General features: G+C 32.5%; 23 protein-coding genes and 1 other annotated feature. Of the genes, 15 read left to right on the forward strand and 8 right to left on the reverse strand.

Going from position 1 to position 26,917, the window contains the following annotated elements; genetic code table 11:
* Nucleotides 1-408: 408 nt before the first annotated feature.
* Nucleotides 409-1,077 carry a PAQR family membrane homeostasis protein TrhA gene (gene trhA / locus HYG84_RS07535; protein WP_212381757.1) on the reverse strand — a complete coding sequence of 223 codons (669 nt, stop codon included), beginning with the start codon at nt 1,075-1,077 and terminating at the stop codon, nt 409-411.
* Nucleotides 1,078-1,175: 98 nt separating this feature from the next.
* Nucleotides 1,176-1,688, reverse strand: a complete 513-nt coding sequence (locus HYG84_RS07540) for a tryptophan transporter (protein WP_212381759.1) — start codon at nt 1,686-1,688, stop codon at nt 1,176-1,178.
* Nucleotides 1,689-1,927: 239 nt separating this feature from the next.
* Nucleotides 1,928-2,186 (reverse strand) — a binding site (T-box leader).
* 250 nt (nt 2,187-2,436) lie between these two features.
* Here HYG84_RS07540 and accB point away from each other — a divergent pair.
* The 7 genes from accB (at nt 2,437) to HYG84_RS07575 (ending at nt 8,953) form a co-directional block, all read left to right on the forward strand.
* Nucleotides 2,437-2,931, forward strand: a complete 495-nt coding sequence (gene accB / locus HYG84_RS07545; RefSeq protein WP_212381761.1) for an acetyl-CoA carboxylase biotin carboxyl carrier protein — start codon at nt 2,437-2,439, stop codon at nt 2,929-2,931.
* A gap of 6 nt (nt 2,932-2,937) precedes the next feature.
* Nucleotides 2,938-4,287, forward strand: coding sequence for an acetyl-CoA carboxylase biotin carboxylase subunit (locus tag HYG84_RS07550; protein WP_212381763.1), 1,350 nt, complete (start codon nt 2,938-2,940; stop codon nt 4,285-4,287).
* Nucleotides 4,288-4,304: 17 nt separating this feature from the next.
* Nucleotides 4,305-5,162, forward strand: coding sequence for an acetyl-CoA carboxylase, carboxyltransferase subunit beta (gene accD / locus HYG84_RS07555; protein ID WP_212381765.1), 858 nt, complete (start codon nt 4,305-4,307; stop codon nt 5,160-5,162).
* A complete protein-coding gene (locus HYG84_RS07560) occupies nt 5,155-6,105 on the forward strand; it encodes an acetyl-CoA carboxylase carboxyltransferase subunit alpha (RefSeq protein ID WP_212381767.1) in 951 nt (316 codons plus the stop codon). Before accD ends, HYG84_RS07560 begins: the two co-directional genes overlap by 8 nt.
* A 560-nt stretch (nt 6,106-6,665) precedes the next feature.
* Complete coding sequence (locus HYG84_RS07565) at nt 6,666-7,427, forward strand: MerR family transcriptional regulator (RefSeq protein ID WP_212381769.1); 762 nt, start codon at nt 6,666-6,668, stop codon at nt 7,425-7,427.
* A gap of 64 nt (nt 7,428-7,491) precedes the next feature.
* Nucleotides 7,492-8,223 (forward strand): ABC transporter ATP-binding protein, encoded by a 732-nt coding sequence (locus tag HYG84_RS07570; protein WP_212381771.1) that lies wholly within the window; start codon nt 7,492-7,494, stop codon nt 8,221-8,223.
* A complete protein-coding gene (locus HYG84_RS07575; RefSeq protein ID WP_212381773.1) occupies nt 8,210-8,953 on the forward strand; it encodes an ABC transporter permease in 744 nt (247 codons plus the stop codon). Before HYG84_RS07570 ends, HYG84_RS07575 begins: the two co-directional genes overlap by 14 nt.
* A gap of 180 nt (nt 8,954-9,133) precedes the next feature.
* On the opposite strand, the gene HYG84_RS07580 is transcribed toward HYG84_RS07575, so the two are convergent.
* Nucleotides 9,134-9,829 (reverse strand): response regulator transcription factor, encoded by a 696-nt coding sequence (locus tag HYG84_RS07580; protein WP_212381774.1) that lies wholly within the window; start codon nt 9,827-9,829, stop codon nt 9,134-9,136.
* Between the two features lie 173 nt (nt 9,830-10,002).
* Between HYG84_RS07580 and HYG84_RS07585 the strand changes: the two genes are divergently transcribed.
* Both HYG84_RS07585 and HYG84_RS07590 read left to right on the forward strand, forming a co-directional pair.
* Nucleotides 10,003-11,844, forward strand: coding sequence for a sensor histidine kinase (locus HYG84_RS07585; protein ID WP_212381776.1), 1,842 nt, complete (start codon nt 10,003-10,005; stop codon nt 11,842-11,844).
* 86 nt (nt 11,845-11,930) lie between these two features.
* Nucleotides 11,931-13,685, forward strand: a complete 1,755-nt coding sequence (locus HYG84_RS07590; protein ID WP_212381778.1) for a flavocytochrome c — start codon at nt 11,931-11,933, stop codon at nt 13,683-13,685.
* Between the two features lie 179 nt (nt 13,686-13,864).
* Here HYG84_RS07590 and HYG84_RS07595 read toward each other — a convergent pair whose 3' ends face one another.
* The 3 genes from HYG84_RS07595 to HYG84_RS07605 form a co-directional block, all read right to left on the reverse strand.
* Complete coding sequence (locus HYG84_RS07595; protein WP_212381780.1) at nt 13,865-14,374, reverse strand: flavin reductase; 510 nt, start codon at nt 14,372-14,374, stop codon at nt 13,865-13,867.
* Nucleotides 14,375-14,677: 303 nt separating this feature from the next.
* Entirely contained in the window at nt 14,678-15,445 is a 768-nt protein-coding gene (locus HYG84_RS07600) for a response regulator transcription factor (RefSeq protein WP_212381782.1), read from the reverse strand.
* Nucleotides 15,433-17,157, reverse strand: coding sequence for a sensor histidine kinase (locus tag HYG84_RS07605; RefSeq protein WP_212381784.1), 1,725 nt, complete (start codon nt 17,155-17,157; stop codon nt 15,433-15,435). Before HYG84_RS07605 ends, HYG84_RS07600 begins: the two co-directional genes overlap by 13 nt.
* Before the next feature lie 183 nt (nt 17,158-17,340).
* Here HYG84_RS07605 and HYG84_RS07610 point away from each other — a divergent pair, with 183 nt between their 5' ends.
* Together HYG84_RS07610 and HYG84_RS07615 are read left to right on the forward strand one after the other, a co-directional pair.
* Nucleotides 17,341-19,125: a flavocytochrome c gene (locus HYG84_RS07610; RefSeq protein WP_212381786.1), complete on the forward strand. Its 1,785-nt coding sequence runs from the start codon at nt 17,341-17,343 to the stop codon at nt 19,123-19,125.
* Nucleotides 19,126-19,399: 274 nt separating this feature from the next.
* Nucleotides 19,400-21,154, forward strand: a complete 1,755-nt coding sequence (locus tag HYG84_RS07615) for a flavocytochrome c (protein WP_212381788.1) — start codon at nt 19,400-19,402, stop codon at nt 21,152-21,154.
* A gap of 108 nt (nt 21,155-21,262) precedes the next feature.
* Here HYG84_RS07615 and namA read toward each other — a convergent pair whose 3' ends face one another.
* Nucleotides 21,263-22,282, reverse strand: a complete 1,020-nt coding sequence (namA, locus tag HYG84_RS07620) for an NADPH dehydrogenase NamA (protein ID WP_212381789.1) — start codon at nt 22,280-22,282, stop codon at nt 21,263-21,265.
* Between the two features lie 72 nt (nt 22,283-22,354).
* Between namA and HYG84_RS07625 the strand changes: the two genes are divergently transcribed.
* Complete coding sequence (locus tag HYG84_RS07625) at nt 22,355-22,522, forward strand: hypothetical protein (protein ID WP_212381791.1); 168 nt, start codon at nt 22,355-22,357, stop codon at nt 22,520-22,522.
* 135 nt (nt 22,523-22,657) lie between these two features.
* Here HYG84_RS07625 and HYG84_RS07630 read toward each other — a convergent pair whose 3' ends face one another.
* On the reverse strand, nt 22,658-22,822 hold the full coding sequence (locus HYG84_RS07630; protein WP_212381793.1) for a hypothetical protein: 165 nt from the start codon (nt 22,820-22,822) through the stop codon (nt 22,658-22,660).
* 332 nt (nt 22,823-23,154) lie between these two features.
* On the opposite strand from HYG84_RS07630, the gene lysA reads away from it, so the two are divergent.
* The 3 genes from lysA to HYG84_RS07645 are packed head-to-tail and all read left to right on the forward strand — an operon-like array spanning nt 23,155 to nt 26,721.
* Entirely contained in the window at nt 23,155-24,549 is a 1,395-nt protein-coding gene (lysA, locus tag HYG84_RS07635; RefSeq protein WP_330655606.1) for a diaminopimelate decarboxylase, read from the forward strand.
* 52 nt (nt 24,550-24,601) lie between these two features.
* Entirely contained in the window at nt 24,602-25,531 is a 930-nt protein-coding gene (locus HYG84_RS07640) for a S66 peptidase family protein (protein ID WP_212381795.1), read from the forward strand.
* Nucleotides 25,531-26,721: a M20 metallopeptidase family protein gene (locus HYG84_RS07645; protein ID WP_212381797.1), complete on the forward strand. Its 1,191-nt coding sequence runs from the start codon at nt 25,531-25,533 to the stop codon at nt 26,719-26,721. The genes HYG84_RS07640 and HYG84_RS07645 overlap by 1 nt, the downstream gene beginning before the upstream one ends.
* The last annotated feature ends 196 nt before the right edge of the window (nt 26,722-26,917 follow it).

Consider the following 26,917-nt stretch of genomic DNA (forward strand, 5'->3'; position numbering starts at 1 on the left):
TGCTAATACAAATACTCCCCTTATTTTATTATATATTCTTAATTAATAATAGGAGAATTAGTTTGGTATATACTATTCGTGATTAACTATAAAAATTTTTTTCTTAACAATAGGCTACATCCTTAAAATTGATTCGAAAAAACAAGGATAAATTAAATATTTAATATATGAATTTCAAATAAAAGGTACTTAAAATAGGGTAATGACTATGCTAGACATATTATAGCACATATAATAAAATTAGTGTATAATTTTAACAATTCAATACTTTAGTAGGAGTGATTATTTTGGAAACTGATAGGTATCTAAATCTTTTACTTTAAGTTCTTATTAAAATACAGTTAATAAAAGGACAGCTAATTAAAGCTGTCCCAATTCAAGTTTAAACATAAATTATATTAGGTTGTTCTATGCCAAATATAAGAATATACCCAAAAAGTGAATTACACTAGCGCCTAAAACAAACACATGCCAAACTGCGTGGCTATAGGGAATTCTTTTCATACTGTAAAATATAGTCCCTAAGGTATAAATTAATCCTCCAACTAAAATCCATATAAAAAATCTTAAGGATGCCATTTGAATTATTGGCTTCACTGTAAACACTGTTATCCAACCCATACCTAAGTATAATGCTAGAGATAACTTTTTAAATTTATCCATTTTTGTATAAGTAGTTATTTTAAATACTATACCGAATATGGCTATGGACCATACGGCCGTTAAAACCCCAATCCTTAAATATCCCTTCATAGCGAGTAGTGCAATAGGTGTATAGGTTCCAGCAATAAACAAGTATATAGAAGAATGATCAAATACTCTAAGTATCTTTTTAATATTTTGATTAGTTATGCTGTGATAAAGTGTTGAAGATAGGTACATTAATATTATACAAGAACCATAAATGCTAAAAGAAACAATAGATAAAAGATCTCTCTTTTTTATTGAAAGAAACAGTAAAATAGTTAAAGCTGCAATTCCAAATAATATACCAATACCATGTGTTATGCCATTGGCTATCTCTTCCTTTACAGTGTACCTTTTATTCAATATTGACTTTTCAAGATTATCTTTCATGCGATCACCCATCCTTCATATTGTTATATATTTAAATCCTATATTTATTATATAAGATTATATCCTATACTAAACATTATATATCAATAATCTATCCTTTAGAGATTTATTTTCGATACTTTCATTGCATGTTTAACTATTTGATAAATAAATACTGTAATAACTGCATTTACTAGTATTGTAGGAAGAACTACAGTTGTCAATAATATTTTAAAGGATACGGGTAATCCTGTAATTAAAAGAGCAGAGAGTAAAAATACTGTTCCACTAATGAATGTGCCTAAACCACTAATAAAGCCAACTAATAGAGAGTTGAAATCAAACCTACGAAGGTACTTAATAACAAAAAATAGTACAATGCAAGTAATTAACTTGTCAATTATGTTAGGGATCTGTCCTCCAGGAAATGTAGTGGTCATTGCAGACAGTGAGCCACCTAATAGTGCTGTTAATATAGTATTCTTAAAAGTATCGTTTATTAATAAAGAAATAAAAATAAAAGATAGTAGAAAATCAAACTTCATTCCTCCGAATATTCCAGGGGTTATTTGGTGCAAAATAAACCCGATGGCCAATAGTAATGCTGTAAAAATATTGTTTTGTAATTTCATAGCAATTCGCTCCTTTTATTTGTATTATTTTTTTATCCTGCCAGTCTCCCTCTGTTCACAACATACTATCACCACCTGTATATATAAGATTCTACTTTACTTGAATATATTACGCAGTTTCGCAACTCAAATTTGTTCATTCCTTTCAGTCGTGCAAATTTGGTGCTCATTGCGTTTGACCTACCATCGATTTGTTTCACAAATCGGGTTAGGTCATAAAAAAAGTCCTTCATCCTTATAAAAAGGACGAAAGACATATTTCGCGGTACCACCTTCATTAGATTATTAATTAAATAATCTCACTCTACAGATACAGAGCATATACTCGATATCCTGTTTCTATAACGGGAAACCCCCGGCATTAGATACTTTGAACCAAGTTCATTTCCCCAAGCTTCTTGTAGGTCCATTCATTAACAATCTGGCATCGGACTTCCACCAACTCCGACTCGCTAAAACCGTCTCTGTTTAACTACTACTCCTACGCATTGAATTTACCTTGTATTAAGATAATATTTTAATACATTAAATAGTTAATGTCAATCCATAAAAATTTACCTATACGAAAATACTGAGGTTTTATAGCTTTAACATATATTATAAATTAACATTCAATTCAGAGTAAACTCAGAGATTATAGTTTATAGGATAAATTAATAATTGCTATAGTATTTATTATTATGTTATAATACGAATTATTAGGATCTGGTACTAATACAATGTGGTAATATTAGGAGGGGTAGATAAAATGGATATAAAAGATATTAAAGAGTTGATTATTACAATAGATAAAACAAGTATAGAAGAAGTAAAAATAGAGAAAAGTGATATCAAAATAATGATATCAAAACGATCAGATATTGAAGGCAGGAACGAAACGAAAACAATTATAGACAATTTAGAAACCAAAAATATAGAAACAAAAGTAATTAATAATGAGAAGGACAAGTCCAAAAGTGAATGTTGTAGTGAAGACCCTATGGAAGTATTAGCTGATGATGAAAATACTTTTATAGTAAAGTCACCTATAGTAGGTACATTTTATGAAGCAGCAAGTCCAGATTCTGCTCCTTTCGTAAAAATAGGAGATAAGGTAGAAAAGGGTCAAACGTTATGTATAATCGAAGCTATGAAAATAATGAATGAAATAGAGTGTGAGGCAGAAGGTCAGGTTGTTGAAATATTTGTAGCTGATGAAGATATAGTTGAGTACGCTCAGCCTTTAATCAAGATTAGGAGGTAGGGCTTAATGTTTAATAAAATACTTATTGCTAACAGGGGTGAAATAGCAATTAGAATCATTAGAGCTTGTAAAGAAATGGGGATAAAAACAGTAGCAGTATATTCTAAAATAGATGAGGAATCAGTTCACGTGCATATGGCAGATGAAGCTATTTGTATAGGACCTGCACAGTCAAGAAAAAGCTATTTAAATATAGATAATATAATAACTGCGGCTTTGCTTACAGAGTCTGAAGCTATACACCCTGGCTATGGGTTTCTTTCAGAAGATTCCAGATTAGTAGATGCATGTATATCAAATGGTATAAAGTTTATTGGACCTTATAAAGATCATATAGAGAAGATGGGAAACAAATCAGAGGCTAGAAAGACAATGATAGAAGCAGGAGTTCCCGTTGTACCAGGGTCAGAAAATTCTACAAACAAAGCAGAAGAAGCACTTAAAATAGCTAAAGAAATTGGTTTTCCAGTTATGGTTAAGGCTGCTAGCGGTGGGGGTGGAAGAGGAATGAGAATAGTCCATACAAAAGAAGAGTTTGTTGATAAGTTTAACATGGCTAAATCTGAAGCTAGTACAGCATTTAATGATGACTCTATGTATGTAGAAAAGTTTATAGAAAATCCTAGACATATAGAATTTCAAATATTAGCTGATTCTTATGGTAATATTATTCATCTAGGAGAAAGAGACTGTTCTATTCAAAGAAGGAACCAAAAAGTTCTAGAAGAAGCGCCATGTATAGTTATTAATAATGAGTTAAGAAATAAAATGGGGGAGATGGCTCTTCGTGCAGCTAAAGCTGTAGGATATGTAAGTGCTGGAACTATAGAATTTTTATTAGATAAATATAATAATTTTTACTTTATAGAGATGAACACAAGAATACAGGTAGAACATCCAATTACAGAAATGATAACTGGTATAGATTTAATAAAAGAGCAGATAAAAATAGGATACGGAGAAAAGCTAGATATTACACAAGATCAAATTAAAATAAATGGTCATGCTATTGAATGTAGAATAAATGCTGAAGATGCTACTGAAAACTTTAGACCTTCTCCAGGGCAAATAGAAGGATATTTTGCTCCTGGAGGCTATGGTGTTAGGGTAGATAGCCATATTTATAATGGATATACTATTCCCCCTACTTATGATTCTATGATTGGAAAGCTTATAGTATGGGGAAAAGATAGAAATGAAGCTATTAGTAGAATGAAGAGAGCTTTAGATGAAATAGTAGTTACTGGAGTAAAAACAAATATTGATTTTCAAAAGCAGATATTAGACAATGAAGGCTTTTTAATAAATAATATAGACACTTCATTTATAGAAAGAGAAATATCTAATAACAAGTAATAGTTAGGAGGGAAAAAATGCTTAAAGACCTCTTTGGTAAAAAGAAATATGCAACCTTAACTTTATATAAAGATGAGAATAACGAAATAAAAACTTCGACTATAAGTAGTGCTACCAATAATTCTGATGAGGTACAAAGTATTCCTAAACAAACTGTGGACATTTCTAATCAAAGTAAACAGTCTAGAATGAGTGCTAGAGAAAGAATAAAAATGGTAATAGATGAAGACACATTTATAGAATATGATGCAGACTTAATAGCAGCTAACCCGTTAAATTTTCCAAATTATACTGAAAAGGTTACACAAGCAATGGAAAATTCAAATGAAAATGAAGCTGTAATTACTGGTGAAGGGAAAATAAAGGGAGAAGATTGTATTATATGTGTTATGAATCCTAATTTTATGATGGGAAGTATGGGTTCAGTAGTAGGAGAAAAGATTACTAGAGCTATAGAGAAAGCAATTGAAAAAAGGGTTTCTATCATTATTTTTTCAGCATCTGGAGGAGCAAGAATGCAGGAAGGGATTTTATCATTAATGCAAATGGCTAAAACATCAGCAGCTCTAGGTAGATTATCTGAAGAAGGACTATTATATATATCTGTTCTAACAGATCCAACAACAGGTGGGGTTACTGCTAGCTTTGCTATGTTAGGAGATATAATTATTGCAGAACCAGGAGCACTAATCGGATTTGCAGGACCTAGGGTTATAGAACAAACTATTAGACAGAAGCTTCCTGAGGGGTTCCAAAGGGCGGAGCTTTTACAAGAAAAAGGGTTTATTGATAAGATTGTAAACAGAAAAGATATGAAGACTTTCTTAGCTAAAGTACTAAAAATTCATGCACCAGGTGGTGAAGCAAATGCATAATATTTTAGAATTTGAAAAGCCAGTTATTGAACTTGAAAATAAGATTACTGAATTTAATAATTTTGCTAAGGAAAATAATGTAGATTTAGATAATGAGATAGATATATTGTATAAAAAATTAGAAACAATGAAAAATGAAGTTTATGAAAAACTAAATCCTTCCGGAAAAGTTAAAATTGCACGACTTCAAGAAAGGCCTACTTCATTGGATTATATTAATAAGTTAATATCAGATTTTATAGAGTTTCATGGAGATAGGCTTTATGGAGATGATAGCTCAATAGTAGGAGGAATAGGTAAGTTTGAGGGTATACCTGTTACAGTAATAGGCCATCAAAAAGGAAAGGATACAAAGGAGAATATTAAAAGAAACTTTGGTATGCCTCATCCAGAAGGATATAGAAAATCTCTAAGATTAATGAAACAGGCAGAAAAGTTTAAAAGACCTATTATAACTTTTATAGATACACCTGGAGCTTACTGTGGACTAGGTGCAGAAGAAAGAGGGCAGGGAGAGGCAATAGCTGTAAATCTTATTGAAATGAGTAAACTAAAAACTCCTATTATAGCAATAGTTATAGGAGAAGGAGGAAGTGGTGGAGCTCTAGCCCTTGGTGTTGCAGATAGAGTAGCTATGCTAGAAAACTCTATATACTCAGTAATATCACCAGAAGGACTTTCTAGTATATTGTGGAAGGACTCTAGCCTTGCTCAAAAGGCGGCAGATATTATGAAACTAACAGCTCAAGATTTATTATCACTGAATGTAATAGATGGAATTATAAAAGAATCTTTAGGTGGAGCACATAAAGATGTAGATTTTACAGCATACAATATAAAGGAATATTTATTAAATGAGTTAAAACTTATTATGAAGCTAGATACATTGGAATTACTAGATAAAAGATATGAAAAGGTTAGAAGGATAGGAGTTTGGGGATAAAAATAATGTAATGAGTATATATTGACCCAAATATATACTTTTAGATGGAATAAGCCCAACTAGCATTGAAATTAATGTTGGTTGGGCTTTTCCATATTTAAGCGTATTTATCGCAATATATGACAAGGTTCTACAAATGGTTATAGTACAATAAGTCTTGACTGCAGTCAAATTAATAATAAAGGTTACTTTATCCTTGACTTATGATAAAGTAACCTTTATTTACACTGAAAAGAGGAAGATCTAAATTATAACGACTAAAAAAATGATACAGTGTTCATTATTATTGTTACATTGCTTTATTTGTTAAGTTATCTTTTTCTAACATATATAGAAGAACAAAATAAATTATTGTTTTAATAATATAACATTCTAATATAGTTAACAGCTAATGTTAACATAATAAATTAATAATTGCACTGATATTCATACTGTAATATTTGGTACTGTGGTGGATACTTGCTCTTGTTCTTCCTATTGCTTATAATTAAACCCTCCACTATAACACCAGACTTTTAATTGATGATATGATGTTTAGCAAAAATGGAGGTGATTTATTCTTGAATGTTTATAAAACATCAGAAGTTGCGCATATAATTGCCATACACCCAAACACAGTGCGACTTTATGAGAAACTTGAGCTGATACCCAAAGCCAAGCGACAGGCAAATAACTATAGGGTATTTACCGATTTTCATATTGAACAATTCAAACTCGCAAGAACCGCTTTGCAAGTTGAAGTACTGCAAAATGGTTTGCGGAAAAAAGCCATTGATATTATTAAAACATCAGCGACTGGAGATTTTGATAAAGCCATTTGTCTTACCAAGGATTATTTGCTTCATATTCAAAAAGAGCGAAGTAATGCAGAAGAAGCTATAGTAATTGCAAAGCAATTACTTACTGGTAATGAGGAAGAAGATATAAACGTATGTCTTAAACGAAAAGAAACTGCTGATTATCTGCAAATTTCAATAGACACATTGAGAAATTGGGAAATGAATGGGCTATTGACCGTAAAGAGAAAAGAAAATGGCTATCGAGTATATACTGGTGCAGATATTAGATGTTTGAAAATTATTCGTTCCCTACGCTGTGCAAATTACTCTCTTTCGGCTATTCTTCGGATGTTAGGTGCTTTATCTCATAATCCACAAGCAGATATACGAAAAGCCATAGACACTCCGAAAGAAGATGACAATATTATTTCTGTATGTGATAAGTTGCTAACGTCTTTGCTATACGCAGAGAAAAATGCACAAGAGATGCAATTGCATATTGAAAATATGAAAAAACAATTTAATTCAAACCGTACACTTTAACACCAGACTTTGATCTGGTGCTATTCTTTTTATACAGGTTAAAAGAATAGGAGGCTTTGAAATCATGGAAACAACAATTAAAGTAGAAAAATTATGCAAGTCATATACTGGTATTCAAGCGATTAAAGATGTTGATATTGCAGTTGCCCGTGGGGAAGTGTTCGGCTTGCTAGGTGCTAATGGTGCGGGAAAAACTACTACCATCGAGTGTATTTTAGGTACTAAAATGCAAGACAGTGGAACTGTATCTATTCTAGGGATGAACCCGCAAGCAGATCGCAAAAAGTTATTTGAAAAGGTCGGTGTGCAATTTCAAGAAGCAAATTACCAAGATAAGATAAGGGTTGACGAATTGTGTCAAGTTACACAATCCCTTTATAAAGCTCCATCGAATTATGAGAACTTACTAAAGCAATTTGGGCTTATGGAAAAACACAAAAGTCCAGTGAGTGAACTCTCCGGTGGCCAAAAACAACGACTGTTTATCATCCTTGCTTTAATCCCTAATCCCGAAGTCGTGTTTTTGGATGAACTGACAACAGGGCTTGACGCAAAAGCAAGACGAGATGTATGGAAATGTCTTTCTGAGCTGAAAAATAAAGGGATGACAATTCTTTTGACTTCTCATTTTATGGATGAAGTCGAAGCCTTGTGTGATAGGATTTGCATTCTCAAAAAAGGACAAATGATATTCAATGGAACCGTACAGGAAGCAATTGCATCCAGCTCTTGTGAAAAATTTGAGGATGCTTATCTTTGGTTCACAGAGGAGGAAAATAGGAATGAAAGCATTTAGAATAATGTTAAAAAACGAATTGAAACTATCTATACGTGGCATGGATATGTTCATTTTTGCAATTTGTATGCCTATTGTAGTGATGTCCATTCACGGTATTATTTACGGAAACAAACCAGCCTTTGACGGTGCAAAATACACTTTTTTAGAGCAATCCTTTGGAGCAGTAGCAACTATCGCCGTATGTGCTGGTGGTGTAATGGGGCTTCCATTGGTTGTATCTGATTACAGAAATAAAAAAATCTTGAAACGATTCAAGGTAACACCTATAAGCCCCGCCATGATTTTGGCGGTACAAGTTTCGATATATGCCCTCTATTCTATTGTTTCACTTATCCTTGTTTATGCTACAGCAACAATTTTCTTTGAATATCAGTTAGATGGTTCGTGGCTCCAATTTTTAGGTGCCTATTTCTTGGTGATGCTATCCATGTTCAGCATTGGCATTATGGTGGGAGGAGTCGCACCGAATGTAAAAACAGCGGGTGTCATAACAAGTATATTATATTTTCCGATGCTCATTTTCTCGGGTGCTACTTTGCCTTACGAAATTATGCCAACAGCACTTCAAAAAGTGGCTGATTTTCTACCATTGACACAGGGAATAAAACTTCTTAAGGCCGCTTCCCTTGGCTTGCCAATTGATAGCGTTATGGCCTCGGTTATCGTGATGATTGCACTTGCAGTAGTTTGCATAAGTGCTTCCATTCGATTTTTTAGATGGGAATAGCTTATCTTAGCGTCTTATTGCGAAATTATATGAACTACCTAGCGATAAATAGAAAAACTGTGATTTAGCAGATGATTTCTTGCAGGCAAATATGAAAACATAGTGAAACAGCGGCTTTGAACTATCAAAGCCGCCGTTGTTTCTAATGATAGACCGTATTTTTAAATTAGCAGGAATATATTATGGAACAAATTTATAACCTATCCCCCAAACTGTTATAATATGTTTTGGAGATTTAGGATCATCCTCAATTTTTCTTCTTAACTGATGGATGTATACCATAATTGCATTATCATCGATAATAGTATCGCTCCAAATATTTTCATAAAGCTGTTCTTTAGTAAAAACCTGTTGAGGACTTTCTATAAAGAACTTAATTAGCAGATTTTCTTTATATGATAAATCAATTAGTTTTTCATTTTTATAGAATTTATAGGTTTTTAGATCGAATTTAAATGGGCCTTCAATGATAAAGCTTGATGAGATTCTTTTATCTTCAATATATTGTTGATAGCTTCTTATTTGTGCTTTTACATGGGCGCATAAAATAGCAGGACTAAAGGGTTTTGTTATATAATTAACTGCACCAAGACCTAATCCTAAAATTTTATCATAGTCTTCACTTCTTCCGCTTACAAATATAATCGGTGTTTTAACTCCTAAATTTTTAATTTCTCCGATTAACTCAAATCCATCTTGGTCTCCTAACATAACATCTAAAATAATTAAATCAAACACATTGTTTTTTAAATGAATAAGTGCTTCTTCAGCACATGATGCTTCTTCGATTAAGTAATTTTCAAGTAGTAAGCTTCTCTTAATGAGTTTCCGTATATATTCTTCATCGTCTACAATAAGAACCCTTTCATTTGCCATAAAAATCCTCCTCAGGATTGCTTTACAAGATAATAATGGATATATTTAACAGATTAGAAATCAAAATAGAAGATATTTTAAAAATCAATTAGATATATTAATCTGCTATAATATAAATATAACAAAATTCGTCTATAACTTCAATAATTCGACATTTCAATAGGGGGATTACTATGAGAATTGATGGCTCCTTCAGGAAAATACTATCAATAATACTTGTATTTATTATGTTATTAACTATGATAATTGTAGTAGGATATAATAATTTTATTCATCATAAGAATACAGTTATTAGGCAACAACAGGAGCATTTACTCACAATAGCAAAGTCTATTTCTAGAAGTCTTGATGTATTTATTAATTATAAAACTAATAGTTTATCTGTATTGGCTAAAGAACCAATTATTATAAAAGCATTGAAGATGAATGAAGAAGGACAAGTCTATTATCGACATGAAGAAGTTTTAGAAACTTTTTTTGAAAAATATAAAGATGAAATGGAAAGGGTATTATTTTTTAATAATAAAGGAGAGTTGATTTATCAATATCCACTTATGAATTCAACTAATGGGAAAGTTATAGAAGATTCTATCATAAATAGAGCCTTGAATAGTAAACAGATATTTATAAGTAAAGAGTATTTATCCAGCCCTAATCAATTCTCAATTGATATATTGCAGCCAGTTATAAACAATAATGAGGTTATAGGTGTTTTGGTTAATACTATTAACTTAAATAAAACGTATGAAAATTTAATCCATCCTATAAGACCTGGAAAAAAGGGTTATGCAATGGTAAAAAATATGGATGGTTTTATTGTGATGCATCCAGTAACAGACCAAATAGGTATAGAATCCATAAAAGTGAGAAAGAAAAGGTTCCCACAAAATGATTGGAAAGAACTTGAAGAATTAAATAGGAGACAGGTTGAAGAAGGGGAAGGTTATTTTGTCTATCACTCTAAATGGTGGCAAGATGCTGAAGAAGAATTAACCAAGAAAATTAATGCGTATACTACATTTAAAAAAGGTGATATTTTCTGGAGTATATCTGTTCAAATGGACTATAAGGAAATAGAGGCACCTATTAAAGGTACACTTGTGAATACATCATTAATAGCATTAATTATTGCGGTTTTTTTAATGAGTGTACTTTATATAATTTTGAAAATGGATAAGAAAAGAAAAGCACTGGAAATTGAAGCTAAATATTTAAAAGAATTAAATAAAGCATGGGAAGAGTTAATTAAAAGTGAAGCAAGATTAAGACATTCTCAAAAACTTGAAACCATTGGCACATTAACTAGTGGGGTAGCTCACGAATTTAATAATCTATTATGTCCTATATTAGGTTATTCGGAAATGCTACTACAAAGTGTTGATGCCAATAAGACTATGCATGAAGATATATTAGAAATAAATAAAGGTGCTTTAAGGGCCAAGGAGCTAATAGAACAAATTTTAGCATTTAGTAGAGATGATGCTACAGTTCCTAAGTTTAAATACTTAGAAGTAAATTATGTTGTAAAGGAAAGTATAAAGCTTATTAAATCAATTTTACCAAATAACATTAAAATTGTAGAGAATATTAATAGCAATCAACTGATCTTTGGAAACTCAACACAATTACAACAAGTTTTGCTTAATTTATACACAAATTCATATCATTCTATGAAAAGTGAAGATGGAGTACTAGAGGTTAATACTGAAGATGTATATATTAGCCATGAAGAGTGGGAAAAACTTAATTTACCGAATGGAAATTATGTAAAAATTCAGGTTAAAGATGATGGTGCTGGCATGAATGAGGAAACATTAGAACAAATATTTGATTACTATTTTACTACAAAGGAAACAGGGAAAGGTACAGGGTTAGGTCTACCAGTCGTACGCAATATTGTAGAAAATCACAAGGGTAGAATTTTTGTAAAAAGTCAAGTAGATGTAGGAACAAGTGTTGATATATATTTACCTTCTGCTGAAGAAAATTATAGGGAAAATCTTAATGAATTTTAAGAATTACTAAGAATTGCTTAAGATTTGTATAATATACTTTATTTAAAAGTTAGTTAAATATCAAACTTAAGATAGGGAGGATAAATATGAACAAAATTAAAAAATCATTGGTTGTAATCCTAACTTTAATATTAGTATTTTCGCTAGCTGCTTGTCAGCCAAAAGACACTAATGATAAAATAGGTCAGGAGCCTGTAAGCAGTGTAGTCGTAGGTGAGGGAAGAGGTAAAGGTGGCCCAGTTAAACTAGAGGTTACTTTTGAAAACTCTGAAATTAAAGATATTAAGGTTGTAGAAAATAAGGAGTCAGATTATACTAAACCAGTTATTGCAGATCTAACTAAACAAATTATTGACACAAACTCTACAAATGTTGATATTGTTTCAGGTGCTACATTAACTAGTCATGCTATAATTAATGCTGTAAAGGATGCTATACAAAAAGCAGGAGTTACTTTAACTGCTAAAGATGCAACTAAAGAAGCTGAAAAAGCAGAGGATATCTCAACTGATATAGTTATTATTGGAGCAGGTGGTGCAGGGCTTTCAGCAGCTATAGAGGCAACTAATCAAGGCGCTAAAGTAATAGTTGTAGAAAAAAATGCTTTTATGGGCGGAAATACAAACTATGCAACTGGTGGAATGAATGCGGCTGGTACAAAGTATCAAGAAGCTAAAGGGATACAAGATAGCCCAGAGTTATATTTTAAAGATACAATGAAGGGCGGACATGATAAAAATGATCCAGCACTGTTAAAGGTTTTAACTGAAAAATCAGCAGAAACCATATATTGGCTTGAAGAATTAGGAGCAAAATTATCTGAAATTGGAAGATCAGGTGGGCAAAGTGTAGATAGAATTCATAAAGGTCCAGAAGGTATGCCTGTAGGAACTCACCTTATGGATGTATTTGCTGACCAGGTAGAAGAACTTAATATTGATGTTAGATTAAATACAAAGGCAATAGAAATTCTTGCAGAAGGCAATAAGGCAACAGGTATAAAAGTAGAAAATAAAGATGGAAATGCTTACAACATAAATGCTAAGGCAGTAATACTTGCATCTGGCGGATTTGGTGCTAATCCAGAGTTAGTAACAAAATACAAACCAGAATTAGAAGGCTTTGGAACAACTAACCAACCAGGAGCAACAGGCGATGCTCTTGCTATGGTAGAAAAGTTGGATGTAGCTTTAACAGACATAAAAGAAATTCAAACTCACCCTACAGTAGTTCCTAAAATAAATGAAATGATAACTGAAGGGGTAAGAGGAGACGGTGCTATCTTAGTAAACAGAGATGGTAAAAGATTTATAAATGAACTTGAAACTAGAGACGTAGTATCTAAAGCTATATTATCACAAGAAGGTAACACTGCATTTTTACTCTTTGATCAACAAGTAGTAGAAGAGGCAAGTGCGATTCAAAAGTATAAGGATGCTGGATTATTAACAGAGGCTGCTTCCTTAAAAGAGCTAGGTGAAAAACTTAAAATAGATGCTGAAACTCTTGAAAAAACTGTAAACACATACAATGAGTATTATAGAAATAAAGAAGATAAGGAATTTGGAAGAAGGCTAATGAATGTAGAGCTTACAAAAACACCATTTTATGCAGTAGAAATAGCTCCAGCTATTCACCATACTATGGGAGGAGTTAGAATAAACACTGACACTGAGGTAATTAACAACTCAGGAAATGTGGTAGAAGGTCTATATGCTGCTGGAGAAGTTACAGGAGGAGTACATGGTGGTAATAGAATTGGTGGTAATGCGGTATCTGATATAACTGTATTTGGAAGAATAGCAGGAAAAAATGCTGCAGAAGCTGTAAAAGGTAAATAACAGGCAATAAATAATAAATATTGAGAAGGACAAGGAGTATTAGATGAAAATTATCTATATTCCTTGTCTTTTCTTACATTTTTAGGTTTAGCCAAGACTTTTTCAGTATAAACTGGAGACGATTTATGATAGAAACTCTTCATTTAACTACTTTTTAAAATTATTTACTTAAGACGCTTTTACTCTTTTATAAGAATTTTTGTAATCTCTGCTATGTATAATGTGTGATGATCAGAATTAGGGTACCATTTTTCGTTAATTTCTTGGTAAATAAAAGACTCTGGCTTATACTCCTGTGCGAAAAGCTTTTTGCATAAAACAACTTTAGTTGCTTCTTCAAAATATGGAATATTATCTTCATGAATAACTGTAAGGTTTGATTTTTTAATTTTATCTTCATCTCTACCAGAAGTTGTGCCAAGGTAACTTAGCATTTTTCTACTGCTATCATCAAAAAAGCTTAATGAAAAGGTTGCTGAGTTATCTACAAACTCCTTTGTATATCGCTGGGGACCTATAACGATATAAGCAACATTTTTTCCCCACATTACACCAAAACCGCCCCAGGCAGCCGTCATAGTATTTACCTTTCCATCCTTTTCAGCTGTAATTAGCATCCAATCCTTACCTATAAGTTTAAATGGACTTTCGTTAAACTCCTCAGGTTTTACTTTCATAAATTCAGACATAATACAATCCCCTTTCAAGTTAATTTAATTTTTTATCCTTCTATAAAAATATATACTTACTTTTCTTATGTAAAATTATTAGTAATAATAAGCTGATATGCATTAATATGAATAGGTTTCGATATAAGTAAGATAACTTTCATATAGAGCCTAAGCCATCTGACAGGATATTCAAGATTTTATCAGGTGGCTTTTAGTAGTAGTAGATTACATAGGTATATTATATATTAAAGATGCTAAAACAGGTATTTAGAGGATATACAGATTCAAATATATTACATAATTCTAGATACATGAATTAACCTATAGATTAACATTTGTTTTCTCATTTCTATATTGATTAGGTGAGAGTCCTACATAATTTTTAAATGCCCTACTAAAATAATGCTGACTATTATAGCCTACCATATATGATATTTCATTAATGGTATATACCTTGTCCTTATCCATTAATAGGTTAATAGCCATACTAATTCTTAACTTATTAAGATAATCAGTAAACGTTAGTCCTGTTTTTTGCTTAATAACCCTAGTGAGATAAGATTCACTAATATGATACTTTTCAGCCACTAAATTTAAAGATAAATAATTTTTTGAGAAGTTTTCTTTTATATAATTAATTGCTAGATTTCCCACATCTTCAGATCCAGCTCTGTTAGTTATCCCATCTTTTAATATACTTGTTTCCCATATTCTATTAGAATAAGCTTCTACAGCCTTTGTTATGATATTTTTAAAAGAACGATAGTCAATAGGCTTTAACAAATAACTAAACACTCCCAGCTCTAAGGCTTTTTGAGCGTACTCGAATTGATCATATCCTGATATAATAATAATCTTAGAGTCCTTATCTAACTCTCGAGCTCTTTCTATTACCTTAAGTCCGTTTATAAATGGCATATTAATATCCATTAAAATAATCTCTGGACGGTATTCTTCAATTACTTCAATGGCTTCCTTACCATCTTCTACAGTTGCTACAACGTGTAAATCCAGGTGGTAAGATTCTATTAAGCTTTTTAATCCATTGCGTATTGTTACTTCATCATCTGCAATAACTACCCTAAACATTCAAATCCCTCACCTATCATAGGTATTTTTAACAAAACTGTAGTGCCTACCTGTAATTCGCTTTCTATAGTTATACTATATTTTTCACTAAAGGCAAGCTTTAAACGTTCATTTACGTTGTATAATCCATAGTGATCTGATTCAATCGATTCATGAAGGTTTTTGGAAATTTCCGCAAGGTGGCTCTTATCTATGCCTAAACCATTATCCATCACTTCTATAAAAATACAATTTTCTTTTGCAAACACATTTATATCTATAATACCTAGTTGTTTTCTAGGTTTTAAGCCATGATATATAGAGTTTTCTACTAGAGGCTGAATAAGTAATTTGGGAACTAGATTTTCCTCTATTGAAAAATCCACATTAATATTATAGTTTATTTTATCCTTATATCTTATCTTTTGGATTTCAAGATAATTTCGTACATGTTCTATTTCATCGGAAATTGTTATAAACTCCTTGCCAGCACTTAATGAAATTCTAAAAAAACGAGATAAAGAGTTAATCATGTCTGCAACCTCAAAAGCATTGTATTCTAAAGCCTTCCACTGTAATGTGTCTAATGTATTATAGAGGAAATGAGGATTTATTTGGGATTGCAGTGCTCTAAGCTCGGCATTTCTTTTCTGAGATTGTACTTGAAATACCTGATTAATTAGATTTTCTATTTCGTTTAGCATTTGATTAAAAACTTGGCCTAAAACAGAAACCTCATCATTATTCTCTATTTCATAATAGGAGTGTAGATTACCTTTAGAAACCTCTATCATATTATGTTTTAATACTTGTAAAGGTTTTCCTATTGAGCTTGAAATAATAATAGCAAGAAAAATAGCTACTATAAGCAAAATTATTCCTATTAAAATTACAAAATTTGTAATGCTGTTGGTTTGTGCATGGATCATGCTATTTTCAACTAGAGTACATAAAATCCAGTCCTCTGTATAAGGAATCGAAGAAAAAAACACTGTAGAGTCATCGTCAGATAGATTTTTTAGTGAAGCTGTACCTGATTTATTTTCTTGAAAATTATTGATTATTATATTTAATCCATCTGAAGAAATATACTTTTTCTTTAGTTCCCCTGCATCTATTGAATAAATATCCTTATTTTTATTCATTATCCAAGTGAAACCATTGTAGATGTCTATATTACCGGCTATCTTAGAAAATTTTTCTAAGTTGATTGATCCATTTATAAAACCTATCTTTTTGTTACTCTCATTTATTATAGGATAACATATTATAAAAATTAGTTTACTGTCGGATTTTGAAACTATAGGATTGCTTATAACATATTCAGATTTTGTAGCCATAGCTCTTCTAAAGTATTCACGGCTAGATACGTCAATAGTCATTTCATCATTTATCCATCCCTGACCATCTATACCTCCTATTGCAAATGTTTCATATGGATTTCCATATTGATTTCTTAGAACCTTATTTAACTGTGTCACATAGGGTTTTAACTCATAGAAATCAAGATTTTTAGTAGATGGATTTTCATGTATAATTCTAATTTCACTAATACGTTGATTTAACCAAGAGCCTATTTCGTTTGCTTTAGAATCAATGAGCTGAATAGTCTGATATTCCAGTTCTTTCATTCTTAAGTTCTTCACCCTTGTTTGCAGTATAAACAAAAGAGGTGATAAGGTTAAAACGATGATTAAAATAAAAGATGTAGTTATTTTTGAACGTAATGACATTTTTTTCACCTTTTCAGAAGAATTTACTTAGTTAATTCTATTATATATCATTTAGTCATTGTTTAAAATATTGTACCTTAAAGTGCAAAAACAAGAAATTTGGTGTAAATACAAATTTAGCATAGGATGTTAAACTTATATCAAAAGTGTTAAAGTATTAACAATAAAATAGGAGGGATTAAATTGAAAAAGCTTTTAATTATTCTATTAGCTATTATTATGGCAATAAGTGTCGTAGGTTGTAATAATGAAGGTAAAGAAATAGTTGGTAATGAGGCTACAGTAATTAAAAATGGTACTTATAAAGGAGTAGGAAATGGAAAAGGCGGTGAAATATCTGTTGAAGTAACAATTGAAGATGATATGATTAAAGATATTAAAGTTTTAAGTCAAAACGAAACATCGGGATTTGACACAGCAATGGATACTTTAGCAGAAAACATTATCACAAAAAACAGTGTTGATGTTGATACTGTATCTGGATGTACTTTAACTTCTAAAGGTTTTCTTGAAGCGATTAATTCAGCCTTAGTGGCAGCAAATACAACCCCAGATATGCTTAAAAAGGTAGAAGGGGTTGCTAAGAGTGGAGCAAAAGAAGATGTTACGGAAACCCACGATATAGTTGTAATAGGTGCTGGTGGAGCAGGACTTGCAGCTGCCATAGAGGCTAAAGCCGCTGGAGCAGATGTTATTGTTTTAGAAAAAATGCCCCTAGCTGGTGGTAATACACTTATATCAGGTGCAGAATATGCTGCTTCCAACAACTGGTTACAGGAAAAAGAAGGAATTAAGGATAGTGTAGAGCAACATATTGAAGATACTCTAAAGGGTGGAGATAATATAAACAATCCAGAACTGGTGAGAGTTGTTGCAGAAAATGCCCTAGAAGGTGCTATATGGCTTAGAGACGAAGTTGGAGTTGTATGGGAAGATGAGCTAATGCAATTTGGTGGTCATACAGCTAAAAGAAGCTTAGTTCCCCTAGGAGCAAGTGGTAAAGAGATAATAAATAAACAATTAAAAAAAGCTAAAGAAATGAATATACCTATTCTTCTAAATACTAAAGCAACTGTTCTAATTACGGATACAAATGGTAAAGTCATAGGGGTAGAGGCAGAGGGTGAAGATAAAAATTATACCTTTAACACTAATAAGGCAGTAATAGTAGCCTCAGGAGGATTTGGATCTAACGTAGAGATGAGAGTAAAGTATAACCCAGATATTGATAACGCTATACTTTCCACCAACACACCTGGTAGTACCGGAGATGGTATCGTTATGACAGAAAATATTGGTGCAGATTTAGTTGGCATGGAACATATTCAGACATATCCTATATGTGATCCACTAACAGGAACTCTACTTTATTTTGATGATGCAAGATTATATGGACATACAGTGATTGTAAATAAAGAAGGAAAAAGATTTGTTGAGGAGCTTGGAAGACGTGATGTTATGTCAATGGGAATAAAAGCTCAAACAGGTAGTGTTTGTTATGAATTACTTGATCAAAATGGATTTGATGCTAGTAACTTACAAGAGAATCATGGTCCTGAACTCGATTACCTTTTCAAAAACAATCTACTTGTTAAAGCAGATACTTTAGAAGAAGCCGCAGCACTCTTTGAAATAGATGCAAAAGAATTGAAAGCAACAGTTGATAAGTATAATAGCTATGTTAAAGATGGTAAAGATCCTGAGTTTAATAAACGTATGTTACCATCTACAGTGGATACTGCACCTTTCTATATTTTAAAAGCAGCTCCAGCTGTCCATCACACAATGGGTGGTATTAAAATAAATACAAATGCTCAAGTAATAAATAAAGATGGTAAAGTTATAGAAGGTCTATATGCAGCAGGAGAGGTTACAGGAGGAATTCATGGTACAAACAGATTAGGTAGCAATGCTCTTGCCGATATTATAGTATTTGGTAGAATTGCAGGACAAAACGCAGTTAAATAATATAGCCATAAATAGAATACTCAAAGAATAAAGGAATGTTTTATAAAACATTCCTTTATTCTTTTTTATATTAAGAATATAAACTGTAGATACATTATCATCGATAAAAGGACAAATATTAACCTTATTAGGTCAATTTCTTCGCATAATATTGGCATTGAGGAGAATATTAACAGTAGTGAGCTTCTACTTGGAAACTTAATGCAGACATAACAGTTATTAATTAAAATGATTTGGCTAGTAAAATATCAAACTGAAAGTGAGGATGAAAAAGATGAAAAAAATTAAAAAATCACTAGCTGTAATACTAACGCTAATATTAGTATTCTCTATAGCAGCTTGTCGGCCAAAAGAAACTAAAGAGAAAGTAACTCAGAAACCTGTGAATGGTACATTTGTAGGTGAAGGTAGAGGTAGGGGAGGACCACTTAAACTAGAGGTCGCTCTTGAAAACTCTGAAATTAAAAATATTAAAGTTTTAGAAAGTAAAGAATCAAGCTATACTAAGCCAGTTATTGCCGACTTAACTAAGCAGATAGTAGATACAAACTCTACAAAAGTTGATATTGTTTCAGGCGCTACATTAACTAGCCATGCAATAATTAATGCTGTAAAAGATGCTGTAAAAAAGGCAAATGTTACTTTAGCCGCAAAAGAAGTAACTAAAAAGCCTGTGAAGGCAGAAGATGTTTCAACTGATATAGTTATTATTGGAGCAGGTGGTGCAGGGCTTTCGGCTGCTATAGAGGCGACTAATCAAGGAGTGAAAGTAATAGTTGTAGAAAAAAATGGATTTATGGGTGGAAATACAAACTATGCAACTGCTGGAATGAACGCTGCATATACAAAATATCAAGAAGAGAAGGGTATAAAAGATAGCCCAGAGCTATTTTTTGAAGATACAATGAAGGGCGGGCACGAAAAAAATAATCCAGAATTGGTAAAGGTTTTAACTGGGGAATCAGCAGAAACCGTATATTGGCTTGAAGATTTAGGGGCGAAACTATCTGAAATTGGAGCAACTGGTGGACAAAGTGCAGATAGAACTCATAAGGGTCCAGAAGGAATGGCTATAGGGCCACATCTTATGGATGTATTTACTAATCAGGTAGAAGACCTTGGCATTGAAGTTAGATTAAATACAAAGGCAGTAGATATTCTTTCAGAAGATAATAAGGCAACTGGTGTAAAAGTAGAGAATAAAGATGGAAATGCTTACAATATAAATGCTAAGGCAGTAATACTTGCATCTGGCGGATTTGGAGCTAATGCAGAGCTAATAACAAAATACAAGCCTGAACTAGAAGGATTTGGAACAACTAACCAACCAGGAGCAACAGGTGATGCCCTTGTTATTACAGAGAAATTAGATGTGGCTTTAGTAGATATAAAAGAGATTCAAACTCATCCTACAGTAGTTCCTAAAATAAATGAGCTGATAACTGAAGGAGTAAGAGGAGACGGTGCTATTCTAGTAAACAGAGAAGGTAAAAGATTTGTAGATGAGCTTGAAACTAGAGATACAGTGTCTAAAGCTATATTATCTCAAGATGGTAAAACAGCATTTTTAGTCTTTGATCAACAAGTAGTAGATAAAACTAGTGCTATTAAAAAGTACAAAGATGCTGGATTATTAACAGAGGCGAGTTCAATAAAAGAGTTAGCTGAAAAGCTTAAAATAGATGTTAAAGGACTTGAAGAAACAGTAAACACTTATAATGAGTATGTTAAAAAGAAGGAAGATCCAGAGTTTGGTAGAAGAACATTACCTCTAGAGATTACAAAAGCATCATTTTATGGAGTCGAAGTAGCACCAGCTATACACCATACCATGGGAGGAATAAAAATAAACAATAATACTGAAGTTATTAATAAATCAGGAAATATTATTGAAGGCTTGTATGCCGCTGGAGAGGTTACAGGGGGAGTGCATGGTGGTAATCGAATTGGAGGAAATGCGATAACTGATATAACTGTATTTGGAAGAACAGCAGGAAAAAATGCTGCAACTGCTGTGAAAAATAAATAATAATAAAAAAAGACAATGAATATTGGATATAGATTACCCATATTCATTGTTTTTTTATATGCTAAATCTTAGTATGTAAAGTTGAAATTAAAAATATGCTTTATTTAATTACTTACTTCTTTCATATTGCATTGGCCATTTAATATTATCACGAACTTCTTTAGCTGCATGTAAAGGCCAGTAAGGATTTCGAAGAAGCTCTCTACCGAAGAATACTAAATCTGATCTGTTATTTCTTAAAATTTCCTCTGCCATAAGTGGATTTGTAATTAAACCACCAGCAATTGTAGGTAAACCAGTTTCTTTTTTTATCACTTCGGCAAAAGGAACTTGATAGCCTGGATATGCCTTAATTTCAGCAGGAACTACTGCACCAGAACTTACATTAACAATATCAACTTCGTATTCTCTAAGTAAATTGATAATATTAGCTAAATCCTCAGGATGGTTTCCATTAGTCACATAATCTTCTGCAGAAACTCTTAGGATAATAGGTAGTTCCCTAGGCCATACCTCTCGTACACCTTGAAGAATTTCTTTTAAGAATCTTGCTCTGTTTTCTAAGCTACCTCCGTATTTATCAGTCCGATGATTAGATAAAGGAGATAAAAACTCATTGATTAAATATCCATGGGCTCCATGAATTTCAATTATATCAAAACCTGCTTCCAAGGAACGTCTTGCACCCATTTTAAAGGATTCAATTATATTCTGGATTTCATCTTGTGTAAGTTCAATAGGAGTTTTGTAGTCTTCACTGAAGGGGATAGCACTGGGAGCTACAATATTTTCTGAAGCTACACTACACTTTCTTCCTGCATGGGCCAGTTGAATACCAACCTTGGCACCATGTTTTTTACATTCTTCCACAATTCTTTTTAACCCATTTACATGCTCATCTTTCCAAATTCCTAAATCATTGGCAGAAATTCGCCCTCTAGGTTCTACAGCAGTAGCTTCAATAATAATAAGGCCTACTCCGCCAATGGCCCTACTAGCGTAATGGATTATATGCCAATTATCCACATTACCATCCTCATCTGCACTATATTGGCACATTGGAGCCATTACAATTCGATTTTTAATCTCTAAATTTTTCAATGTAAAAGAACTAAATAATATAGACATAAAATTCTCTCCTTTCTTATATTATATGATTATACCCTTTATCTAACATTATATAGTATTGAACTATCTTACATGATATTCATTTTAAAATATGCTACAACAGCAATCATCTTTGTAGTAGCTAATAAAATGACTACTGGGGCGAATGCCATATTGCTTCAATATACTGCATCAATTTATGTAGCTTTAGCTTTAAGAATGCAAAAGGATGCCTCGCCATTAAGTCAGTTTCTGCATTAGAGGCCACATTAATTCCAGTTATAGAACCCATTATGAATCCTAATAGAATACATTGATCATTAAAAAATAAGGTATGGACGCTTAGCTGGAGGCCATACCTTATTTAAAATACTGTTTAAAAAAGATGACAATGGCTTATTTTTTATTTTTTGATTGAGATTTTTTATTTTGATCAGAAATGAGCTTTCGATTATTTAGCATATCTTCATTATCAATTGCGCCAACTTCACCAGCAATTTCATAGTTTAGTGCTTTAAAAAAGTTTTTATCGACTGTGCTTTTAGTTTGTTTTTCTTTCATAATTATCACCTCATATTTATTTTTTGCGGAATCTATTCTAAAATACAAGGTAATTTGAGGAATCATACTTTGTATATCCGATATAAGACGAGCAATTTGTTTATATAATTTAAAAAGGATGATTATACACAAATTGATAAAATTTTTTTGTAATTAAACTTTTTAAGTCGTTAAAATGTTTCAATGAATATAAAATAACATGTTAATATGATTTTATAACAGAATAGAGTCTTTATAAAACTCTAGTTTCATCTTGTAATATAGCTATGATATAATAATTGCCAAGATGTAAAATATGCTAAAGGCTTATAAATATAGAAATAAGGATAGGTTTGATTATAATTTATTTTAAAGAAAAGAATAAAGATAAGAAAGGAGTAGATATTGAAATGAATTTTAAAAATATTAATGAAACAAACTTTATATTTGACAACTGTGATACAGTAGAGCTTGCACAAACCTTTGGGACACCTTTATATGTGATTTCAGAGGATAGAATTAAAAGTAAATGCGAAGACATTAGAAGAAATTTTTTAATGAAATATCCAAATACAAAGGCAGCATATGCCAGTAAGGCATTTTTAACCATGGCTATGTGTAAAATTATAGATCGTGAGGGACTCGGACTTGATGTTGTTTCGGGTGGAGAACTTTATACTGCCATAAAGGCAAATTTTCCTATGGAAAGAATAATGTTTCATGGAAGCAATAAATCCTACGAAGAATTAGTCCTAGCGGTAACCCATAACATTGGGAGGATTATTGTAGATAATGTATATGAGTTAGAAATGTTAGAGCGCATTGCAAAGGAGCAAGGTAAAAAGGTAGCAATCCTTTTTAGAATCACCCCAGGGGTAGGAGGAAATACTCATGAGTATATTACTACAGGACAAAAGGATTCTAAGTTTGGTATTCCACTAGAGAAAGAAATTATTGAATATGCAGTTAGAAAATCAATGGACTCATCTAACATCGATCTGAAAGGATTTCACTTTCATGTAGGTTCTCAGCTATTTGGAATTAGTTCACATATATTAGCTATACAGGTTGTATTAGATCTTATGAAAAATTTAAAAGAAGAACTTGGTTTTATTACACATGAATTAAATACTGGAGGAGGCTTCGGAATTCAATATACAGATGAAGATGAGGCAACAAAATCCGTACCTTTTTTTATTGATCCTATTATGGAAACTATAAAAGAAGGATGTAGCGAAGCAAACTTGGACATGCCTACGATTATTATAGAGCCAGGTAGATGGATTGTGGGAGAGGCTGGAATAACTCTGTATACACTTGGAGCGATTAAAGAAATACCAAAGGTGAGAACCTATGCAAGTGTTGATGGGGGACTTCCAGATAATCCGAGACCTGCTTTATATAAGGCAAAATATGATGCAATTGTAGCGAACAGAGCTAATCAAAAAGCAGAAGAGGTTGTTACAATAGCAGGTAAATGCTGTGAAACAGGAGATATTTTAATTTGGGATTTAAAGGTGCCAAAGGTTACATCTGGGGATATTTTAGCAGTTTTAAATACAGGAGCATATAATTATTCAATGGCAAGTAATTATAATAAGCTACCAAGACCTGCTGTAGTATTAGTCAGTAAAGGAAATGCCCAGCTTATAGTAGAAAGAGAAAAATATGAACATTTATTAGATAGGGAAGTAATCCCTGAGCATTTAGATAATATTCAAAGCACAAAATTAACATTCGGAGCATAACTATTTATTAGGGCTATTTATAGCCCTAATTTTTTTATAGGGAGAGATAAATATGCTTAAACCAAAAGCACTGAAATTAGGTGATATGATAGGGATAATAGCACCTTCGAGTCCAACTACAGAGGCCAATGTGAAACTAGCAAAGGAGCAGGTAGAAGGTTTAGGTTTCAAGGTGAAATTAGGACCTAGCTGTTATGCTACCCATGGCTATTTAGCTGGTACAGATCAGCTAAGGGCAGACGATCTAAATAATATGTTCTATGATAAAGAAATAAAAGGGATTATATGTCTAAGGGGGGGCTATGGGGCTCCTAGAATACTAAATAAGATAGACTTTGAACTAATTAAAGCAAATCCAAAGGTGTTTGTAGGGTATAGTGATATTACAGCTCTACATATGTCTATAAATCAAATCAGTAATTTGGTAACTTTTCATGGTCCTATGGCATCTTCAGACATTGCAGATGGATTAGATGATTTCTCCAAGAAGGAATTTTTAAGAGCTATTATGGAGCCACAGCCAATGGGGCACATATTTAATCCAAAAGATAAGAATATACAATGTCTTGTAGGCGGAAAAGCTAGGGGAGTAATTATTGGAGGAAATCTATCCTTAGTGACAGCTACAATAGGAACTACCTATGAAATTGATACAAGGGGAAAGATATTGTTTTTAGAAGAAATAGGAGAAGAGCCTTATAAAGTAGATAGGATGCTTACTCAACTAGCTTTAGCAGGAAAGCTTAAGGATGCAACTGGCATTATCCTTGGAGATTGGAATGACTGCGAATCTACAAAACACTACGAAAGTTTAAGTTTAATGGAAGTTTTTCAGGAGATTATAGTTCCTCACGGAAAACCAACTATTTTTGATCTAAAGGCAGGACATTGCACGCCGCAAGTAACACTTCCTTTTGGAGTGAATGCATGTTTAGATGCATATGAATGTAAGCTTACCATAGAGGAGAGTGGATTAATATAATGGAAGGAGTTCATTCGATATTACTTGAAGCAGAAAAAATAAAGAATTGGATGGTTGAAATTAGAAGAGACTTTCATATGAATCCCGAGTTAGGTATGGAAGAATTTCGCACAAGAGATAAAATTGTTGAATATCTACAGGGGATGGGAATTGAGTATATAACAGGAGTAGCAGGTACTGGTATCCTAGGTATAATACGAGGTAGAGAAGATGGAAAAACCATTGCACTTAGGGCTGATATGGATGCATTACCTATTCAAGATGAAAAAGCTGTGTCTTATCGTTCTACTGTTCCAGGGAAAATGCATGCTTGTGGACATGATGCTCATATGGCTGTTCTTTTAGGAGCTGCAAGGATGCTTAAGGGAAAGCAGGAACAGTTAAAAGGAAATGTAAAATTATTTTTTCAGCCAGCAGAAGAAACTGTTGGAGGTGCCAAGCCTATGATTGAGGCTGGTGTAATGGAAGAGCCTAAGGTAGATGCAGTCCTAGGATTACATGTAACTCCAGAGATACCAGCAGGAGAAATTGGAATAAAATATGGTCAAATGAATGCCTCATCAGATTCTATTAAGATTATTCTTCGTGGGAAAAGTAGTCATGGGGCCTACCCCCAAGATGGAGTCGATACTATAATGATGGCTGGTCAAGTACTTACATCTCTACAAACTATTGTGAGTAGAAATGTGGACCCCAGAAGCTCTGTCGTAGTAACCATAGGTACTATTAATGGAGGAACACAAAGTAATATAATAGCTGACAAGGTAGAACTAGTTGGGACAGTAAGAACCTTAGATTCTGATACCAGATCCCTAGTAATAAGCAGGATAGAGGAAATTGTAACTAAAGTCACTGAAGCTATGGGTGGCAGTGCACAATTTATTCGAGAAGAAGGTTACACAGCATTAATTAATACAGATAAAATTGTAGATGTTGTAAAGGCGAATGCAGAAAAAGTTCTAGGGTTAGATAAGGTGCATGTGCTTAAACAAGCAAGTTTAGGTGTGGAAGATTTCGCATACTTTGCTAAAGAATCTCCCTCAGCTTTCTATAGGCTGGGGTGTAGGAACTATGAAAAAGGAATTGTACATGATGCCCATTATTGTCTCTTCGATATAGATGAAGACTGTCTAGTGATAGGTGCAGCGTTACAGGTACAAAATGTTTTATCGCTTTTGGAGGAACAGTAATTTAACCTGTTGTGCTAGTAAAGCTTACAAATAGAAAAAGCTCCAACAATTATGTTAATCTATCTTTGATAACCATCACGAAATCAAGATAGGGGGATAACATATGCTGGAGCTTATTAAGAAATATTCTATCAAAGAAATTGGTGATTTAAAAGAATTTTTACTGTCACCTATATATTAATTGGGGTCTCGCCAA

The organism is Alkaliphilus sp. B6464 (genome assembly GCF_018141165.1).
GTDB lineage: Bacteria > Bacillota > Clostridia > Peptostreptococcales > Natronincolaceae > Alkaliphilus_B.

Bases quoted from the DNA above. Each gene is read 5' to 3' on its own strand.
- HYG84_RS07605 (WP_212381784.1), bottom strand. From the start codon at position 17,157: ATGTCATTACGTTCAAAAATAACTACATCTTTTATTTTAATCATCGTT.
- HYG84_RS07590 (WP_212381778.1), top strand. From the start codon at position 11,931: ATGAACAAAATTAAAAAATCATTGGTTGTAATCCTAACTTTAATATTA.
- HYG84_RS07630 (WP_212381793.1), bottom strand. From the start codon at position 22,822: ATGAAAGAAAAACAAACTAAAAGCACAGTCGATAAAAACTTTTTTAAA.
- trhA (WP_212381757.1), bottom strand. From the start codon at position 1,077: ATGAAAGATAATCTTGAAAAGTCAATATTGAATAAAAGGTACACTGTA.
- HYG84_RS07585 (WP_212381776.1), top strand. From the start codon at position 10,003: ATGAGAATTGATGGCTCCTTCAGGAAAATACTATCAATAATACTTGTA.
- accB (WP_212381761.1), top strand. From the start codon at position 2,437: ATGGATATAAAAGATATTAAAGAGTTGATTATTACAATAGATAAAACA.
- HYG84_RS07640 (WP_212381795.1), top strand. From the start codon at position 24,602: ATGCTTAAACCAAAAGCACTGAAATTAGGTGATATGATAGGGATAATA.
- HYG84_RS07560 (WP_212381767.1), top strand. From the start codon at position 5,155: ATGCATAATATTTTAGAATTTGAAAAGCCAGTTATTGAACTTGAAAAT.
- accD (WP_212381765.1), top strand. From the start codon at position 4,305: ATGCTTAAAGACCTCTTTGGTAAAAAGAAATATGCAACCTTAACTTTA.
- HYG84_RS07600 (WP_212381782.1), bottom strand. From the start codon at position 15,445: ATGTTTAGGGTAGTTATTGCAGATGATGAAGTAACAATACGCAATGGA.
- HYG84_RS07595 (WP_212381780.1), bottom strand. From the start codon at position 14,374: ATGTCTGAATTTATGAAAGTAAAACCTGAGGAGTTTAACGAAAGTCCA.
- namA (WP_212381789.1), bottom strand. From the start codon at position 22,282: ATGTCTATATTATTTAGTTCTTTTACATTGAAAAATTTAGAGATTAAA.
- HYG84_RS07580 (WP_212381774.1), bottom strand. From the start codon at position 9,829: ATGGCAAATGAAAGGGTTCTTATTGTAGACGATGAAGAATATATACGG.
- HYG84_RS07550 (WP_212381763.1), top strand. From the start codon at position 2,938: ATGTTTAATAAAATACTTATTGCTAACAGGGGTGAAATAGCAATTAGA.
- HYG84_RS07540 (WP_212381759.1), bottom strand. From the start codon at position 1,688: ATGAAATTACAAAACAATATTTTTACAGCATTACTATTGGCCATCGGG.
- HYG84_RS07625 (WP_212381791.1), top strand. From the start codon at position 22,355: ATGATATTCATTTTAAAATATGCTACAACAGCAATCATCTTTGTAGTA.
- HYG84_RS07615 (WP_212381788.1), top strand. From the start codon at position 19,400: ATGAAAAAAATTAAAAAATCACTAGCTGTAATACTAACGCTAATATTA.
- HYG84_RS07645 (WP_212381797.1), top strand. From the start codon at position 25,531: ATGGAAGGAGTTCATTCGATATTACTTGAAGCAGAAAAAATAAAGAAT.
- HYG84_RS07570 (WP_212381771.1), top strand. From the start codon at position 7,492: ATGGAAACAACAATTAAAGTAGAAAAATTATGCAAGTCATATACTGGT.
- HYG84_RS07575 (WP_212381773.1), top strand. From the start codon at position 8,210: ATGAAAGCATTTAGAATAATGTTAAAAAACGAATTGAAACTATCTATA.